Origin of the sequence: Aeromonas sp. HMWF016, assembly GCF_963878195.1 — a bacterium.
In the GTDB taxonomy this organism is placed as follows: domain Bacteria; phylum Pseudomonadota; class Gammaproteobacteria; order Enterobacterales; family Aeromonadaceae; genus Aeromonas; species Aeromonas lacus.
In genome coordinates this window covers 111238-126414 of record NZ_CAWNWX010000082.1, presented here as the reverse complement: position 1 = coordinate 126414, position 15177 = coordinate 111238, and the positions used below count along the sequence as shown (strand labels likewise).

The 15177-nt window shown below is 58.6% G+C and carries 19 protein-coding genes; 15 read left to right on the top strand and 4 right to left on the bottom strand.

Annotated features, from left to right (window positions below):
• Window positions 1-6: 6 nt before the first annotated feature.
• The 3 genes from lfiH to lfiJ are packed head-to-tail and all read left to right on the top strand — an operon-like array spanning window position 7 to window position 2452.
• Window positions 7-699 carry a lateral flagellar assembly protein FliH gene (gene lfiH / locus AACS24_RS12540; protein ID WP_108570873.1) on the top strand — a complete coding sequence of 231 codons (693 nt, stop codon included), beginning with the start codon at window positions 7-9 and terminating at the stop codon, window positions 697-699.
• Window positions 692-2020: a lateral flagellar FliI-like assembly ATPase LfiI gene (lfiI, locus tag AACS24_RS12535; RefSeq protein WP_108570872.1), complete on the top strand. Its 1329-nt coding sequence runs from the start codon at window positions 692-694 to the stop codon at window positions 2018-2020. The genes lfiH and lfiI overlap by 8 nt, the downstream gene beginning before the upstream one ends.
• A 12-nt stretch (window positions 2021-2032) precedes the next feature.
• Window positions 2033-2452 (top strand): lateral flagellar protein LfiJ, encoded by a 420-nt coding sequence (lfiJ, locus tag AACS24_RS12530; protein WP_108570871.1) that lies wholly within the window; start codon window positions 2033-2035, stop codon window positions 2450-2452.
• On the opposite strand, the gene lfgN is transcribed toward lfiJ, so the two are convergent.
• The 3 genes from lfgN to lfgA all read right to left on the bottom strand — a co-directional run bounded on the left by lfgN (window position 2449) and on the right by lfgA (window position 4033).
• The gene (gene lfgN / locus AACS24_RS12525) at window positions 2449-2892 is read right to left on the bottom strand and encodes a lateral flagellar protein LfgN (protein WP_033115420.1); all 444 of its coding nucleotides are present in this window, start codon (window positions 2890-2892) and stop codon (window positions 2449-2451) included. The two genes, lfiJ and lfgN, sit on opposite strands and share 4 nt — an antisense overlap.
• Window positions 2889-3164, bottom strand: coding sequence for a flagellar biosynthesis anti-sigma factor FlgM (gene flgM / locus AACS24_RS12520; RefSeq protein ID WP_033115419.1), 276 nt, complete (start codon window positions 3162-3164; stop codon window positions 2889-2891). The genes lfgN and flgM overlap by 4 nt, the downstream gene beginning before the upstream one ends.
• Before the next feature lie 77 nt (window positions 3165-3241).
• Window positions 3242-4033: a lateral flagellar basal body P-ring formation protein LfgA gene (lfgA, locus tag AACS24_RS12515; RefSeq protein ID WP_108570870.1), complete on the bottom strand. Its 792-nt coding sequence runs from the start codon at window positions 4031-4033 to the stop codon at window positions 3242-3244.
• A 60-nt stretch (window positions 4034-4093) separates the two neighbouring features.
• On the opposite strand from lfgA, the gene lfgB reads away from it, so the two are divergent.
• From lfgB to AACS24_RS12455, 12 genes are all read left to right on the top strand, one after another.
• Window positions 4094-4483, top strand: coding sequence for a lateral flagellar basal body rod protein LfgB (gene lfgB, locus AACS24_RS12510; RefSeq protein WP_033115417.1), 390 nt, complete (start codon window positions 4094-4096; stop codon window positions 4481-4483).
• A gap of 2 nt (window positions 4484-4485) precedes the next feature.
• On the top strand, window positions 4486-4911 hold the full coding sequence (gene flgCL / locus AACS24_RS12505; RefSeq protein ID WP_108570869.1) for a lateral flagellar basal body rod protein FlgCL: 426 nt from the start codon (window positions 4486-4488) through the stop codon (window positions 4909-4911).
• Window positions 4912-4914: 3 nt separating this feature from the next.
• Window positions 4915-5622 carry a flagellar hook assembly protein FlgD gene (locus tag AACS24_RS12500; protein WP_033115415.1) on the top strand — a complete coding sequence of 236 codons (708 nt, stop codon included), beginning with the start codon at window positions 4915-4917 and terminating at the stop codon, window positions 5620-5622.
• 18 nt (window positions 5623-5640) lie between these two features.
• Window positions 5641-6846: a lateral flagellar hook protein FlgEL gene (gene flgEL / locus AACS24_RS12495; RefSeq protein WP_108570868.1), complete on the top strand. Its 1206-nt coding sequence runs from the start codon at window positions 5641-5643 to the stop codon at window positions 6844-6846.
• 10 nt (window positions 6847-6856) lie between these two features.
• Window positions 6857-7591 (top strand): lateral flagellar basal-body rod protein LfgF, encoded by a 735-nt coding sequence (gene lfgF, locus AACS24_RS12490; protein ID WP_033115413.1) that lies wholly within the window; start codon window positions 6857-6859, stop codon window positions 7589-7591.
• An 82-nt stretch (window positions 7592-7673) separates the two neighbouring features.
• Entirely contained in the window at window positions 7674-8459 is a 786-nt protein-coding gene (gene lfgG / locus AACS24_RS12485; protein WP_033115412.1) for a lateral flagellar basal-body rod protein LfgG, read from the top strand.
• Window positions 8459-9130, top strand: coding sequence for a flagellar basal body L-ring protein FlgH (gene flgH / locus AACS24_RS12480; protein WP_033115411.1), 672 nt, complete (start codon window positions 8459-8461; stop codon window positions 9128-9130). The genes lfgG and flgH overlap by 1 nt, the downstream gene beginning before the upstream one ends.
• Before the next feature lie 8 nt (window positions 9131-9138).
• The gene (gene fgIL, locus AACS24_RS12475) at window positions 9139-10245 is read left to right on the top strand and encodes a lateral flagellar basal body P-ring FlgIL (protein ID WP_108570867.1); all 1107 of its coding nucleotides are present in this window, start codon (window positions 9139-9141) and stop codon (window positions 10243-10245) included.
• 8 nt (window positions 10246-10253) lie between these two features.
• Window positions 10254-10652, top strand: coding sequence for a rod-binding protein (locus AACS24_RS12470; protein ID WP_042030092.1), 399 nt, complete (start codon window positions 10254-10256; stop codon window positions 10650-10652).
• Window positions 10652-11971 carry a lateral flagellar hook-associated protein LfgK gene (gene lfgK, locus AACS24_RS12465; protein ID WP_108570866.1) on the top strand — a complete coding sequence of 440 codons (1320 nt, stop codon included), beginning with the start codon at window positions 10652-10654 and terminating at the stop codon, window positions 11969-11971. The genes AACS24_RS12470 and lfgK overlap by 1 nt, the downstream gene beginning before the upstream one ends.
• Before the next feature lie 10 nt (window positions 11972-11981).
• Window positions 11982-12881, top strand: coding sequence for a lateral flagellar hook-associated protein LfgL (gene lfgL, locus AACS24_RS12460; RefSeq protein ID WP_108570865.1), 900 nt, complete (start codon window positions 11982-11984; stop codon window positions 12879-12881).
• 21 nt (window positions 12882-12902) lie between these two features.
• Window positions 12903-13904: a hypothetical protein gene (locus AACS24_RS12455; RefSeq protein ID WP_108570864.1), complete on the top strand. Its 1002-nt coding sequence runs from the start codon at window positions 12903-12905 to the stop codon at window positions 13902-13904.
• Window positions 13905-13973: 69 nt separating this feature from the next.
• Here AACS24_RS12455 and fliB read toward each other — a convergent pair whose 3' ends face one another.
• The gene (gene fliB, locus AACS24_RS12450) at window positions 13974-15137 is read right to left on the bottom strand and encodes a flagellin lysine-N-methylase (RefSeq protein ID WP_181364167.1); all 1164 of its coding nucleotides are present in this window, start codon (window positions 15135-15137) and stop codon (window positions 13974-13976) included.
• Window positions 15138-15177 lie beyond the last annotated feature (40 nt).

Genomic DNA, 15177 nt, shown 5'->3' with positions numbered 1-15177 from the left:
GCATTGATGAGTCACTATGTGCGCAAGTTGATGCCTGGCCCGACCCGGCTCTACCGCTTCCCTGCCTTGGGACAGAGCGGGGAAGAGGCTCAGAATCAGCAGGAGCAGTTCGAGTTTGGTTATCAGCAGGGGCTGGAGCAAGGTCACGACGAAGGGTATCAATCCGGATATCAGCAGGGACTGACCAGCGGTCTGGTGGAAGGGGAGGCCAAGGGGCTGCAGCAGGGACAAACCCGCGGCTTTGCTCAGGGTTTGGCGGAGGGGCGTGCCTCTTTCGATCAGGCCATGGTCCCCTTTGCCAAGCTGCAGGAGCAGTGGGAATCCCTGACCCGGGTAAAGATGCAGGAGCAGAAAGCGCTGATTGCCCAGCTGGTGGCCCAGGTGGCCAAGCGGGTTATCCAGGCCGAATTTACCCTCAATCCCCAGCAGGTACTCAATCAGGTGGAGCAGGCGCTGGCGACTCTGCCAGCTGCTTCGGAAGAGCTGGTCATCTATCTCAATGAGGGGGATCGCCAGCGTCTGGCCGAACAGGGGGTCACCCGTTGCGAAGGGTGGCCGTTGCAGGTAGACCCCAATCTGGCCATTGGCGATGCCCGCATCGAAACACGGGCTGCGGTGATTGAGGTCAATACCGGCGAGCGCCTTGCCTCCTGCATCGAGCAGCTGAATAGCACGCTGGAATTGCCGCAGCATGCATGAAGCCCTGCAACAGGCGCTCACCTCGGCGCTCGACTGTTTTGACGAGGTGCCCGGTTTTCGCCGCTATGGCCGTCTGGTTCGCGTAACGGGGCTGACCCTTGAGGTAATCGGCTGCCAGCTGGTGATGGGGCAGCGCTGTCGGGTCGATACGGCATCCGGCGAATCTCTGTTGGCGGAGGTGGTGGGTTTCAACCGGGAGATCTCCTATCTGATGCCGCTGCAGCCCATGGGAGGGCTTTACGCCGGAGCCCGGGTGCTGCCAATCGATGGCGAAGAGACAATCAGGGTTGGCGAGCATCTGCTGGGACGGGTTGTCGATGGTCTGTTGCAGCCGCTGGATGGCCGTCCTCTTCGTGACGAGGGGGAGCGCGTTGCGCTCTTCTCTTCTCCGCCCAATCCGCTGCTGCGCACGCCGATCCGTGAACCTCTTGATGTGGGTATCCGCGCCATCAATGGTTTGCTGACGGTTGGCAAGGGGCAGCGACTGGGCCTGTTCGCCGGTTCAGGCGTGGGCAAGAGCATGCTGCTCGGCATGATGACCCGCAACACCACGGCACAGATCGTCATCGTGGGGCTGATTGGTGAACGGGGTCGCGAGGTTCGCGAGTTCATCGAGCACAGTCTCGGTGCGGAAGGTCTGGCCCGCTCGGTGGTGGTGGCCTCTCCTGCGGATCAATCCCCTCTGATGCGGCTGCGTGCCGCCCAGCTCTGCCATCGTCTTGCCGAATATTTTCGTGAGCGCGGGCAGGATGTGCTGCTGCTGATGGATTCCCTCACCCGCTACGCCCAGGCCCAGCGCGAAATCGCACTGGCTATCGGCGAGCCACCGGCAACGCGCGGCTACCCGCCATCGGTGTTCAGCATGTTGACCCAGCTAGTAGAGCGGGCCGGCAATGGTACCCACCCTGATGGCAGCCTGAGTGCCTTTTACACCGTGCTGGCGGAAGGGGATGACCAGCAAGACCCGGTAGTCGACTCGGCCCGTGCCATTCTGGATGGTCACATAGTGCTGACCCGTCGTCTGGCGGAAGAGGGGCACTACCCGGCCATCGACATCGGTGCTTCGGTGAGCCGGGTGATGCCGCAAGTGGTGCCGACCGACTGGCAGCAGCTGGCGGTAACGTTGCGCCAGTTGTGGGGGCGCTATCAGCAGGTGCGCGAATTGCTGCCGCTCGGTGGCTATCAACCGGGGGCTGATCCCCAGATGGACGAAGCTGTACAACGTTACCCGGCCATTGCCGCCTTCCTGCAGCAGGGGATCCATGAAGAGACCCCGCTGGCTCAGGTAGTGGCAGGGCTCAAGCAGGTTCTGGGCAGGTAATCAGAGGTCGCCATGTTGAAATCCTATCTCGGCTTGCAGCAGGAGGCGCTGGAGGCGCTCGGCAAGGAGCGTCAGCGCTTACGGGAAGAGGCGATAAGGGAAGAGCAGAGAGCCTTGCGGTTGCAGGAGGTGATCGGCTCGTTGAGTCCCGGTTCGGCCACCTTCCACCCCTTGCTGTGGCAGAACAAGCAGCAGATGGATCGCCAGTTGCGTCATCTGCTGGCCCATCAGGTTCAGCAATCGGCACTGGCCAGGCTGGATCTGGAGCGCCATGAAGGGGAGGTTGTCAGGCAGTTTGGTCGGGTCAAGGGGCTGGAGCACCTGCTGGACAAACGTGAGCGAGCCATCGGCCAGCAGCGGGAGTTGCGGGATCAGCGTCAGCTCGACGAGCTTTCCAGCTTGCGCCACCGTCAGCTCAAAGAGGGGAATTAGTCGGGAAAACGCTCCAGCTGGCCGTAAGCATGCTCCTGGCCCAGCAGCGTGTTGATGGTCTCTATCTGCCCAGCCAGCAGACGGCCGTTGAGATCGTTCTGGCGCAGACACTGCTGCAACAGCAGTTCGAGCTGCTGCCACTGGCTGGCAACTTTGGGTTTCATGGTGGCAGGCAGTTTGGCAATCAGGGTCGCCATCCCCTTTTCATCCGGTTTCAGTCCCAGTGCGAGCAGGTGGTGGCAACGTTGCTGCGCCTGTTTTTGCACATCGGCCATCAATCTTGTCTGTTGCTGGTTGTGGGTCGCCAGCCCATCGACATCGTGCGCTGCCAGCAAGCCGTGTTGGCGCAGCAACAGGCTCTGCAGCTCGGCGTAGCGGCTGCAATCTTGCTGGATGCCCAGGATCAGCTCCTTGATCCGCTGCTTCGGCTCTATGCTCATCGGCGATGCATGTCCAGAATGGCCTGACCCAGTGCATCCATATCGAGCTCCAGTTTTCCTTCGCTGATGGCCTGACGGATCCGGTTCACTTTTTCCATATCCACGTCGGATGTGGTGGCAAGCTGGGCTCTCGCCTGATTGACAACCTGTGCCGTGCTGCTTATTTGGGCGTCAGCCTTGGTAGCGCGCGCCTCGACTTGGGCTGGCGCGCCATCCTGCTTGCGTTGCAACTGGGTCTGAACGTAGAGCGGGTCGGTGCGTGTGATTTTCATAACGTCAATTCCTGGTGGTCTATCTCTGCAAAGCGACCCAAGGTCGGCCTAACTTGAATAAAAACCCTTATATGGGTTCAAAAACGGGTTTCGACTTCCCCTTTTGCGATGACCCAGGCCTGGATCTCTTTGCCTGAGCTGCTGTTGCGTACCTTGATGCCATCGCCGATGGCACCGCTTGCCAACGCCGTGCCTCGGGTTGTGGCCGAGAATCCGCCCTGACCGGCTCGGATCAACACCCCTTCACCCTCCTTCACCGCCCAGGCCTTCTGCAGGTCCAGTTCGCCAATCAACTGCCCCATCCTGAGATTGCGATTGGCCTTGCTGCCTGCCAGTGACTCGGAGACGGGAATGAAACCTCGCTGCAGTCTGCTGACATCCAGCGACTCCTCGACGAGGTCCGCTGCCTGAATGGTCTGGCCTTTCCGGATCTCCCGGGCCGTCATCCAGACAGGTAGCATGAGCGTGACCTCGACCCGGGCTCTCAGTTGCCAGGAGGGGTTGGCACACTCGATCAGGTAGGGGCGACGACCCCACGGCTGGCGATATTGCCCCCCGGCCTGCAAGCGGATCTCTTGCTGGCAGGGAGGAAGGTGTTCCACCGCCGGAGAGATCCACACCTGATAGTCCACCTCCGGGATTTTCCAGCCCTGTTGTTGCAGGTAGGCATGCAGGGTCTGGCTTGCATCTTCCCTGAGGCGGGCAGCGATTTGTTGCGACAGCTCGCCGGGTTCAGCGTGCAGCGGGCTTGCCAGCATCAGCAGCCAGATCAGGCCTGATCGCTTCCATACGGGAAACGGTACTTCCCCTTTTATCAAGGTGATCAGCCAGGGGCAGCGCTGCATCCAGCGCCAATAAGGGATCTTCATGATTGGCATGAGTCTTGATAACGAGTTCACCGGTCTGACTGATTCATAAAAGGATGAAGCATGAGTATCTCATTTGACAGCGCTCTTGGCGTACACCCTTATGCCCTTGATATCCGGGCCGATCGGGCGCGTATTCTGGCCGGGAATCTGGCCAATGTGGATACCCCCGGCTATCTGGCCCGGGACGTCGATTATAAGACGATTCTTGGCCGTGTCGCACAGCAAGTTGCGGCAGGCGAGGAGAGCGCTGCCATCAGTCAGGGCACCATGGCTGACGATATGCAGCATCCGCTCTATCGCATCCCGTATCAGGCATCCATGGATGGCAATACCGCTGAGCTCAGCGTCGAGCAGAGCAAGTTTGCCAACAATGCCACGGATTTCCAGACCAGCCTGACCTTCCTGAATATGAAAATCACCGGGATCGCCAAAGCGATCGAGGGGCGTTAATCATGTCGTTCAACCGAATCTATGACATCGCCGGCAGTGCCATGCGGGCGCAAACCGTGCGACTTGATACCGTCGCCTCCAATCTGGCGAACGTGGACAGTGCCGCAGGCAGTGAAGATGCCGCTTTTCGCGCTATCAAGCCGGTTTTCTCCACTCTCTATCAGCGTGTGCAGGATGCAGAGGCGCTGGGGTCTGCACAGGTTCAGATCGCCGGCATAGTGCAGTCCGATCGTCAGATCGAGAAGCGTCTCGAACCGACCAACCCGATCGCCGATAAAGACGGTTTTGTTTACTACTCCAACGTCAATGCGGTGGAGGAGATGGCCGACATGATGAGCGCCTCCCGCGGTTTTGAGACCTCGGTCGAGGTGATCAATCGCATCAACAGCATGCAGCAGGGTCTGCTGCGTCTTGGTCAGGGGGTCTAAGCCGTGAGTCTGCCCCAGGTAAGTACGCTTGATACGGCCCGTGGCGCCAGCCAGCGCTCTGCCACCCCGGATATCGCCCCCAACAATGCGGCGGCGGGATCTGCCACTGGTCAGAGTGCCCAGAGCGGCATGCAACTGCGCAACGAATTTCTGCAGATGATGGTTGCCCAAATCCAGAACCAGGATCCCACCAACCCGCTGGATGGTGCCCAATATGTCACCCAGCTGGCCCAGTTCAGCATGGTGGAGGGGGTCGAGAGCCTGAAGCTGCTGCAGCAGAAGTCCATCAACATGATGGATACCCAGCAGGTTCTGCAGAGTACCGATCTGATCGATAAAGAGGTGATGGTACCGAGCAAGACCCTGACCAAGAGCGATGACAAAGCCATTCGCGGTCAGGTCGAGCTGGCGGGCGCCGCCGATCAGGTCGAACTCAAGGTGTATGACGAACATGGCACCCTGGTGGCAACCAAGAGCTGGGGTGAAAGCAAGGCTGGCGGGCTGGATTATGAACTGCCGGAGCTGCCGGCCGGGGAGTACAGCTTCGAGGTCAAGGCGTCCCTCAACGGGGTTGCCACCACTTCCAAAAACTATGTCGCCAGCAAGGTGGAACGCGTCACCCTGCCCGGCACAGGCGAGATCATGTTGCAGGTCGCTGGCGTGGGTGAAGTCCCCCTCTTCAGTGCCATTCAGTTCGGCAAATCGGCGTAATCAAACAGGAGCGAAATTGTGTCTTTCAGTATCGGATTGAGCGGCTTGCGCGCCGTAAACCAGGAATTGAGCGTTATCAGCAACAACGTGGCCAACGCCAGTACCGCAGGCTTCAAGTCCAGCCGTGCCGAGTTTGCTGCCATCTATGGTGGCGGTCAGGCGGGTGGGGTTGAGATGAACAACATATCCCAGAACTTTGACCGCAATGGTGACGTGATGCGTACCGGCCGTGGTCTGGATCTGGCCATCTCCGGCAGTGGTTTCTTCGTGCTCAAGGACAGCAACGGCCAGATCTCCTACACCAGAGCCGGCATGTTCCAGCGTGACCCGAACAACTATCTGACAACCGCCAACGGCACCCGTTTGCAGGGCTATACCACCAATGATGCTGGTGAGCTGCAATCCGGCGTGATCGGTGACATTCAGGTCAAAGCCGGCAGCCTGCCTGCCAAGGCATCCGACAAGCTGGAGTTCGTCGCCAACCTGAAGGCGGATGCCAGCGTGATCGATCCCGCTCTTAACCCCTTCGATCCGGCCAAGTCGGACAGCTTCAGCTACTCCCAATCCAGCAAGGTCTATGACTCGCTCGGGGTTGAGCACACTGTCACCCAATACTTTGTCAAAACGGCACCTAATGAGTGGGCTGTGCATTACACATTCAATGGCTCTGATATCACCCCAGCTGGCGGGGCCAAGATGACATTCACCGCTGATGGCAAGCTGGATACGGGTGCTTCGACCATTCCTGCCAGTTTGGCGCTGGCACCAGCGGGCGCATCTCCAATTGCCTTGCAACTGGATATGAGCAGAGTCAGTCAGTACGCCTCTGATTTCAACGCCACTCGCAACCAGTCCAACGGTTACACCGCTGGCGATTTGACCGGTGTTCGGGTTGATGCCGATGGGGGGGTCTATGCCACCTTTACCAACGGTCAGAGCCTGAAGCAGGGTCAGGTGGTTATGGCGAACTTCGCCAACCCCAATGGTCTGCTGCAGACCAACAACACCACCTGGCAGCAATCCTTCAGCTCTGGTCAGCCAGTGTTGGGGGCGCCGGGAACAGGCACCATGGGTCAGTTGACTGCCGGGGCCTACGAGAGCTCCAACGTTGACCTGACCGGTGAGCTGGTCAGCCTGATGACCTCCCAGCGCAACTATCAGGCCAACGCCAAGACCATCAGCTCCGCTGACAAGATGACCCAGGTTCTCTTCAACTCCTTCTAAGGGCTGATCCGTGGAAAAGCTTATCTATACCGCCATGTCAGGGGCGCAACATACCCTGATGGCCCAGCAAATCCGGGCCAATAACCTGGCCAACGTCAACACCGCCGGCTTTCGGGCTGACTTCGAGCGGGTGTCGGCCTATGCCCTGAGCGGTGATGGTTACCCCAGCCGGGTCATGGCTCGCGAAGAGATGGCCGGGACCGACTTCAAGCCGGGCGCGCTGATGCAGACCGGGCGCAAGCTGGACGTGGCCATTCGCGGTGAAGGCTTTATCACGGTGCAGACTGCAGATGGCAAAGAGGCCTACACCCGGGCCGGCAATCTGGAGAGCGATGCTGACGGGCTGTTGACCCTCAACGGTCGTCCTGTACTAGGCGATGGTGGGGAAATGGTACTTCCTGCCTATCGGGATCTCAGTTTTGGCAAGGACGGTTCGCTCAGCATCACGCCGCCCGGCGGTGGCGCCCGTCTCGACGTGGGGCGCCTCAAGCTGGTCAACCCGGATCCCGCCGAGCTGGTCAAGGGGCAGGATGGCCTCTTCCGCCTGCGGCAGGGTGGCGATGCCGAGACCAGTGAACAGGTCGTACTGGCCTCTGGTTTTCTGGAGGGGGCGAACGTGAATGCGGTCGACGAGCTGATCAGCAGCATGTCGCTGACCCGCAACTTCGAGCTGCAGGTCAAGCTGATGAAGACCGCGGACGAGCAGGCCAGACAAGGGGCCCGGCTGATTTCCGGTCAGGGTTAATCATGAACGGGACGAGCGGTTTGGTGCATCGTCCCGCTGAGAGGTGCTTCGGCATCCGAATGAATCAGGTGGAGAGACAAAGATGCATGCAGCACTTTGGGTAAGCAAAACGGGTCTGTCGGCCCAAGATGCCAAGATGGCCAGCATTTCCAACAACCTGGCCAACGTCAACACGGTTGGTTTCAAGCGTGATCGGGTTGCCTTTGAAGATCTGTTCTATCAGGTACAGCGCCAGCCGGGGGCCCAGCAGGATCAGCAGAACCTCTCGCCCATCGGCATCCAGATGGGTAACGGTGTGCGTGTGGTCGGTACCCAGAAGGTCTTTACCCCGGGTCAGTTCCAGAACACCAACCAGGAGCTGGATATGGCCGTGGTCGGCGCCGGCTTCTTCAGTGTCGAGCGCCCCGATGGCGAGACTGCCTACACCCGCAATGGTCAGTGGCATCGCAACGCGGAAGGGATGCTGGTCAACGCCGACGGCCTGCCGATGCAGCCGCAGATCCAGATCCCGGACAATGCCACCAAGATCTCCATCGGTACCGACGGTACAGTAAGTGCCACCTTGCCGGGTCAGCAGGAGAATGTGGAGCTGGGACGCATCACTCTGACCAACTTCTCCAACCCGGCCGGTCTCGAGGCGCTCGGTGGCAACCTCTATCGCGCGACCGGCGCATCCGGTGAAGCCATCGAAGGTGTCCCCGGCGAAGAGGCGATGGGGGCCATCAAGCAGTTCACGTTGGAGAGCTCCAACGTCAACGTGGTGGAGGAGATGGTGGACATGATCACCACCCAGCGAGCCTACGAGATGAATGCCAAGGTGGTCTCTTCCGCCGACCAGATGCTCAAGTTTGTCACTCAAGCGCTGTGATGATGAAGATGATGTGGCGTTACCTGTGGGTCGTGCTGTTGTTGGGTGGCTGCGCGACCTATGAGCTCAAGGCTCCGGAGCCGGGCGAGGAGAAGTGGGCGCCTTCACGCCCCATGCAGTCTGCCTCGGCCCGGGGGGAAGATGGCAGTCTCTATCGTGGCGACTACATGATGACCCTGTTTCAGGATCGTCGCGCCTATCGTATCGGCGACATTCTGACCGTGGTGCTGGAAGAGCGTACCCAGTCGAGCAAGAAAGCCAACACCAGCATGAGCAAGAACAGCAGCATGAATGTGCCAGCCCCTTCCATTGGTGGCAAACTGCGTCCTGACTGGGGGGCAACCCTCAGTGCCGACCGGGATTTTGATGGCGGTGCGACATCCAGCCAGCAGAATACCCTGGCCGGCTCCATCACGGTGACGGTGGCCGAAGTGATGCCCAATGGCGTGCTCGGGATTCGCGGCGAGAAGTGGATCCGTCTCAATCAGGGTGATGAGTACATTCGTCTGGGTGGCATGGTGCGGGTTGAGGATATCGATCAGAGCAACCGCATCTCGTCCCAGCGTATCGCCGATGCTCGCATCACTTATGCCGGCCGTGGGGCGCTTGCCGACAGCAACCAGATGGGTTGGCTGGGGCGCTTCTTCAGCTCCGCCTTTGCACCGTTTTGAGGTCTTACATGAACAGATGGGTTATCGCCCTGCTTTGCCTCTGCCTGCCATGGTGGGCGAATGCCGCTCCTACAGCCAAGCGGTCACTGCTTGATATTGCCGACGTGCAGGGGATGCGAACCAACCAGCTGGTGGGTTACGGTCTGGTGGTGGGTTTGTCCGGCACCGGCGACAAGAGCCAGGTGAAGTTTACCGGTCAGTCGATGGCCAACATGCTCAAGCAGTTTGGCGTGCAGCTGCCGGATGATATCGACCCCAAACTCAAGAACGTCGCGGCGGTATCGGTGCAGGCAACCCTGCCGGCGCTGGCTGGCAAGGGGCAGCTGGTGGATGTAACCGTCACCTCGATTGGCGATGCCAAGAGTCTGCGTGGCGGCTCGCTGCTGTTGACCCCCTTGCGCGGTATTGATGGTGAAGTGTATGCGGTGGCCCAAGGCAATCTGGTGGTGGCCGGGGTCAAGGCCGAGGGCCAATCCGGCTCTTCGGTGACCATCAACGTACCGACGGCGGGGATCATTCCCAATGGCGCCATCATTGAGCGGGAAGTTGCCAGCAATTTTGCCGACAAGCCCGAAGTGACGCTCAATCTGCATCAGCCCAACTTCAAGACGGCCCGCAATGTGGAGCGGGCCATCAATCACCAGCTGGGACCGGTTGCCAAAGCGGTCAGTGCCGGACGGATTCAGATTGCAGCCCCCCGTGACGAAAGCCAACGCATCTCGTTCATGGCATTGCTGCAGGACGTGCAGGTCGACATGGGGCAGGAGCGACCCAAGGTGGTATTCAACAGCCGTACCGGTACCGTGGTAATGGGGCAGGGGGTCAAGGTGCACAAGGCGGCGGTCAGCCACGGCAGCTTGACGGTGACCATTGGTGAGAGCCAGACAGTCAGCCAGCCCAATGCCTTCTCCAACGGACAGACCACCACGACCCCTAACTCGAAGATCCAGGTGGATCGCGAACGAAACAACATGTTTGTCTGGCCTGATGGCACTTCGCTTGAGGTGATCGTCAAGGCCGTCAACTCGCTTGGGGCAACGCCCGATGATGTTATGGCCATTTTGCAGGCGCTCGATGAGGCTGGTGCCCTCGAGGGAGAGCTGGTGGTCATCTAAGGATCTCTATGACCCGAATAACTTCGGAACCTGGTTTTTACCAGGATCTCAACGAACTTCAGCAGATCAAGAGCAACCCGGATCAGCGTGCCGCGCTCGATGCCGTAGCCGGTCAGTTCGAAGTGAGCTTTCTGCAGACAGTGCTCAAGCATATGCGCTCGGCCAGTGACGCCCTGCAGGATGAGGATGACAAGCTCATCAAGGGGCAGGATCTCTATCGCGATATGTATGACAGCCAGTTGGCGATGAGCCTGGTCAAGCGCGGCGGGATCGGCCTTAAAGAGCAGATGGTCAGCCAGTTGGCACCGACATTAAAGAATGCCGACCAGGCGGTCGCTTCAGAATCACAGACCCTGGCTGCCTTCAGTCAGCCTCTGAACACGGCAAAAATGAGGAAAGGTGACTGATGTCTCTGCTCAATATCGGTTTTAGCGGACTCAACGCGGCACAGATCGCGTTGAATGTGACCGCCCAGAATATCGCCAACGTCAATACCATCGGCTACAGCCGTCAGGAAGCCATGATGGGCAGCCTGTCCGGTTTTGGCCGGCTGGATAATGGTCAGGGGGTAGAGGTAACCGGTGTTCGCAGGATCACGGATGAGTATCTGGTTTCCCAGCATTGGCGCAGCTGCTCCGCGACCGGGGCCTCCTACTCGTTCCATCAGTACATCAATACCACCGAACAGCTCCTGGGCAGCGAGTCGATGAACATCGCCAAGGGGCTGGACAGCTTCTTCGCTTCCCTGAGTGCGGCCCTCGACAGCCCGGAAACACCGGCCCAGCGCAGCCAGATAGTGAGCTCTGCTGGCGCGTTGGCGAACCGCTATGGCCAGCTGAACGAGAGCATGATGACTCAGGAGAAGCAGATCGACGATCAGCTGAACAGCACGGTTTCTCAGGTCAACAGCTATCTCAAGCAGGTTGCCGAACTCAATACGCAGATCAGCGAGCAGGCTTCCAAGGGGGTCAATACATCCGCTCTGGAAGACAGTCGTGAGCAGATCGTGCGCGAGCTTTCCACCTATATGGAGGTGAGGGTCAACCGACAGAGCGATGGTTCCTTCTCGCTCAGCCTGCCTCAGGGGCAACCGCTGGTTCTGGCTGGCAGCAGCAGTACGCTCTCGCTGGCCGGTGACAAGCTCAGCCTCAGTTTTGGCCCACAGACCTTCGAAGTACCCGCTCTGCATGGCGGTACTCTGGCCGGGGTGATGGATTACCGTGCCAATGTGCTGCGTCCGCTGCGCGATGAACTCAACCAGATGGCAAAGAAACTGGCCGATGACTTCAATGCCAAGCAGGCTGGCGGTGTTGACCTTAATGGTGACCCGGGCAAACCCCTGTTCAGTTACGACCCGCTCAACCCTTCCGGTACCCTGAAGATTGCCGATGGCTTTACCGGCGATCATCTCGCTTTTGCCAAGGCTGGGGGCGGGCAGGGCGACAACCGCAATCTGCAGGAGATAATCACCATCAAAGATGGCCAGTATGACGCCTACAGCGCCCTGCTGGGCCGGATAGCGGTGCAGAGCGGACAGGCCAAGGCGACCATGCAGGCTGATGCCAATATGGAGAAGCAGCTGGCTACCAAGCTGAGCAGTGTAAGCGGGGTCAACACCGATGAAGAGGGGGTCAAGATCATGGCATACACCAAGGTCTATCAGGCTAATGCCAAGGTGATTAGCACCTCGGATCAGCTCTTCAATTCCATCCTGAACATGTTCTGACGGAGTGACTATGCGCATCAGTACCAACCAGATCCAGCTCAGCATGCTCGATAACCTGCAATACGGTTTCGGCGAGTATGCTCGCCTCGATCGCCAGATCTCCTCAAACAAGCGCATTCTGCAGCCTTCGGATGATCCGGTGGGGAGCGTGCAACTGCTCGGACTCAAGAAAGAGCAGGTGGCGATGGAGCAGTATCAGAAGAATATCGCCAACGCCAAAAGCCAGCTCTCTCAGGGTGAAATCCAGCTGGAGTCCATGACCAATATGCTGATGCGGCTGCGCGAGCTGACCCAGACCGCGGCAACCGACTCCTTGTCAGAAGATGATCGTCGCGCCATCGCGACCGAAGTCGGTGTTATCAAGGAGGGGCTGTTCGATCTGGCCAATGCACGCAACGAGAGTGGCTCCAGCCTGTTTGCTGGTAGTCAGGTCAACCAGACCACTCTCGTGAAAAATGCCAGCGGTGACTACGTCTATCAGGGAGATTCCTTGGTGCGTGAGGTCAGCATCGCCAAGGGGGTCACGGTCGGGCTCAACCAGACGGCAGAGAAGCTGTTCATCGACAACGGCGATTTCTTCAAGCAGCTCGATACCATGGTTGCCGCGATAGAGAGCGGAGCACCCGATGCAGCCGATCAGGCGCGCAGCATGCTGGATCGCAGCAAGGTGCTGCAGGACGATATCAGCCAGATGGTGAGTACCATCGGCGCCCGCATGAACCTGCTTGATCAGGTCGATGAGGGGCATACCGAGAAGGGGACCTATAGCAAGGAAGTGAGCAATCAGATAGAGTCCCTCGACTATGCCAGTGCCGTTACCCAGCAGGCCCATGTGCTGATGGCCTTGCAAGTGCAGCAACAGGCATTTGCCAAGGTCAATGGATTGAGCCTCTTCAACTACATGCCATAACATCAGGCGCAAGGAGTCATGATGCAGATTCAGCAAACCCGTCCGGGCGGTGTGGCCGAGACGCCCGCTCAGCCCCGGCTGCACGGGCGCTTGACTGCTCAGGACACATCCCGACCGGCAAAAAAAGTTGAGCGCCAACCCAATATTGTCCGGCTCGATCGCTGGGCACTGATCGGGACGGCCCAGCAGCGAATTGCCCACGCTCAGGGTGGTGAACTGGCATTAAGCCAGGTCTGGGGCGAGCTGAAGCGGCTGGAGCAACAGCTGGGTCAGCATCGTGAGGCTGGCAGCGATCTGGTGACACGCCTCAAGCAGCTGGAAGATAAACTCACCCGGCCACAAGCGCCCCTGACCTCGGAGTTGAAGCCGCGTCTGTTGACCTCGGCCGCCGAGAGTCGGGTTCATTACAGCGCCGATCGGCTCGATCTGCTAAGTCCCAAGGCAAGTGCCGAGCGTCTGGTGTTCTCTTTCCCGCAAACCGCCAGTGCCGTCGAGGTGACCCTACCAGCAGGAGCCAATGAGGCTGATGTTGCATCCAGGCTCGATCGGGCGCTGCGCAAAGAGCACATTCAGGCACGTCTCAACGAGTTGGGCAAGCTGGAACTGAGTGTTCCGGAATTGCATAGACGCAAACTGGACGAGCCTGTGCTGCTCAGTGGGGAAGGCATTCGCATTCCGGCCGGAAACCCTGTCCCGGTGCAATTCAAGGCAAAGCCGGGGCAATTGACCCTGCTTGGCGAAGGTATCGACAAAGGTGAGCTGCGACAGGAGCAACAGCGCCTGAAAAGATTGCTTGGGGAAATCGAACAATCCGTGCGGGAGCTGAAGCAGTTCCGCCAGCGGATGGTCAAGCAGCTCGATCGGGTGAAGGCGCGTAGCCAGAACATGAAACAGCAGGAGCTTGAGCAGCTTCAGGGCAAGCTCAGTGAACAGCTAAAGGATGGCGGTTTCATGGGAACCATGTCTGGTCTGCTGGCTCAGGCCAATGTATCGCGCCAGAATGTGGTGGCTCTGCTGACGTAAGGGACGACGCTCTACATCAACGCCAAGATGAAAAAGAGACCGCCAGCAACATGCTGGCGGTCTCTTTTTTCAGGGTTTCAGCAAGGCGTACAGAGTGAGATCGGACGAAAAACCGGAGGTGCTGAGTCCCTCTTCTATGGTCTTGAGAAAGTTCGGGTTGTGCTGGCGTATGGTGTGATAGCTGTAGAAAAGATCGATGACATCCTGTTCTTCCAGCTCCTTGTCCATAGCCAGAAGACACAGGTAGTTGCGCAGCAGGAAGTAATCGATCACCAGGAGCTGATAGGCCTGGAACGGGGTGGTCTGCTGCAGTGGGAAGTTGTTGTTGTAGACGTAATAGAGCAGGTAGTTGTTGAGAATGTGAGGCCTTGTGGCCAGAAAGGGGGCTACCTTGTTGCTCCAAGCTTGTTGCAGCAATGACAGCTTGCTTTCGTCATAAACGCCCTCTAGTACCTGATTTATTTTGTCGAGGCAGAACTGCATGGTCTGTCGGCCACGTCTTCCCTGCGAATATGCAACCAGCTGATGGGTAATTGTTTTCAGCCCCCACCACTGCAATATGGGTATGGGGTGCAACTGTTCGAACATGGCGTAGAGCTCCCCCTGCTCAGCCATTACCGCTACCTGCTCGAGAAATGCTTCGTGCGACAAAGAGGTCGCATCTCGATGAAGCAGCAATCCGATGAGCCATAGGCGCAGTTCGACCGGGAGAGCGGTGGCAGCCAGCACGTGGATACTCAGACTATGCAGGGTTGCCATGGCAGTGGATGGCGGCGTGGTAAAGGGGAGAGGTTGTCCGAGACGAGTCTCCTCAGTCTGCATTGCCATTGGATCTAGCAACAGGTGCCGGCAGACCTCGGGGCAGGAGAGAACCAGCGATTTCTTGAGCTGGTTGGCGAGCCGGGTTTGGGTTCTGGGGTAGGTCTTGCAAGTCTGGCTCAGTGCATCAGGCCCTGCCTTGCCGTGGATCTGACACAATCGTTTTTCGTCAAGAAAAGGGCAGGCCCCTTGCTCGTCAAGGGTTATGACCCCCCACCGTTCATTGCTTTTCTTTACTTTGCGGATGTGTTGTTTGCTCAACGATTGTATTACGGGGTCCGGGTGTTTTTCATAACTGCGGAACGTCGCTTTATCGATACTGATGGTCCAGCTATGACAGCAGTTGTCTTTGCAGCCATCTCCAATGCATTGAAATTGCGTGACAAACCGAGGGGTATATATAAATGCTGCCATGTCGTTTTCCGATAATTAAGGGTGACGACTTAAAGCAATT

Bases quoted from the DNA above. Each gene is read 5' to 3' on its own strand.
- lfiH (WP_108570873.1), top strand. From the start codon at position 7: ATGAGTCACTATGTGCGCAAGTTGATGCCTGGCCCGACCCGGCTCTAC.
- lfiI (WP_108570872.1), top strand. From the start codon at position 692: ATGCATGAAGCCCTGCAACAGGCGCTCACCTCGGCGCTCGACTGTTTT.
- lfiJ (WP_108570871.1), top strand. From the start codon at position 2,033: ATGTTGAAATCCTATCTCGGCTTGCAGCAGGAGGCGCTGGAGGCGCTC.
- lfgN (WP_033115420.1), bottom strand. From the start codon at position 2,892: ATGAGCATAGAGCCGAAGCAGCGGATCAAGGAGCTGATCCTGGGCATC.
- flgM (WP_033115419.1), bottom strand. From the start codon at position 3,164: ATGAAAATCACACGCACCGACCCGCTCTACGTTCAGACCCAGTTGCAA.
- lfgA (WP_108570870.1), bottom strand. From the start codon at position 4,033: ATGAAGATCCCTTATTGGCGCTGGATGCAGCGCTGCCCCTGGCTGATC.
- lfgB (WP_033115417.1), top strand. From the start codon at position 4,094: ATGAGTATCTCATTTGACAGCGCTCTTGGCGTACACCCTTATGCCCTT.
- flgCL (WP_108570869.1), top strand. From the start codon at position 4,486: ATGTCGTTCAACCGAATCTATGACATCGCCGGCAGTGCCATGCGGGCG.
- lfgG (WP_033115412.1), top strand. From the start codon at position 7,674: ATGCATGCAGCACTTTGGGTAAGCAAAACGGGTCTGTCGGCCCAAGAT.
- flgH (WP_033115411.1), top strand. From the start codon at position 8,459: ATGATGAAGATGATGTGGCGTTACCTGTGGGTCGTGCTGTTGTTGGGT.
- fgIL (WP_108570867.1), top strand. From the start codon at position 9,139: ATGAACAGATGGGTTATCGCCCTGCTTTGCCTCTGCCTGCCATGGTGG.
- AACS24_RS12470 (WP_042030092.1), top strand. From the start codon at position 10,254: ATGACCCGAATAACTTCGGAACCTGGTTTTTACCAGGATCTCAACGAA.
- lfgK (WP_108570866.1), top strand. From the start codon at position 10,652: ATGTCTCTGCTCAATATCGGTTTTAGCGGACTCAACGCGGCACAGATC.
- lfgL (WP_108570865.1), top strand. From the start codon at position 11,982: ATGCGCATCAGTACCAACCAGATCCAGCTCAGCATGCTCGATAACCTG.
- AACS24_RS12455 (WP_108570864.1), top strand. From the start codon at position 12,903: ATGCAGATTCAGCAAACCCGTCCGGGCGGTGTGGCCGAGACGCCCGCT.
- fliB (WP_181364167.1), bottom strand. From the start codon at position 15,137: ATGGCAGCATTTATATATACCCCTCGGTTTGTCACGCAATTTCAATGC.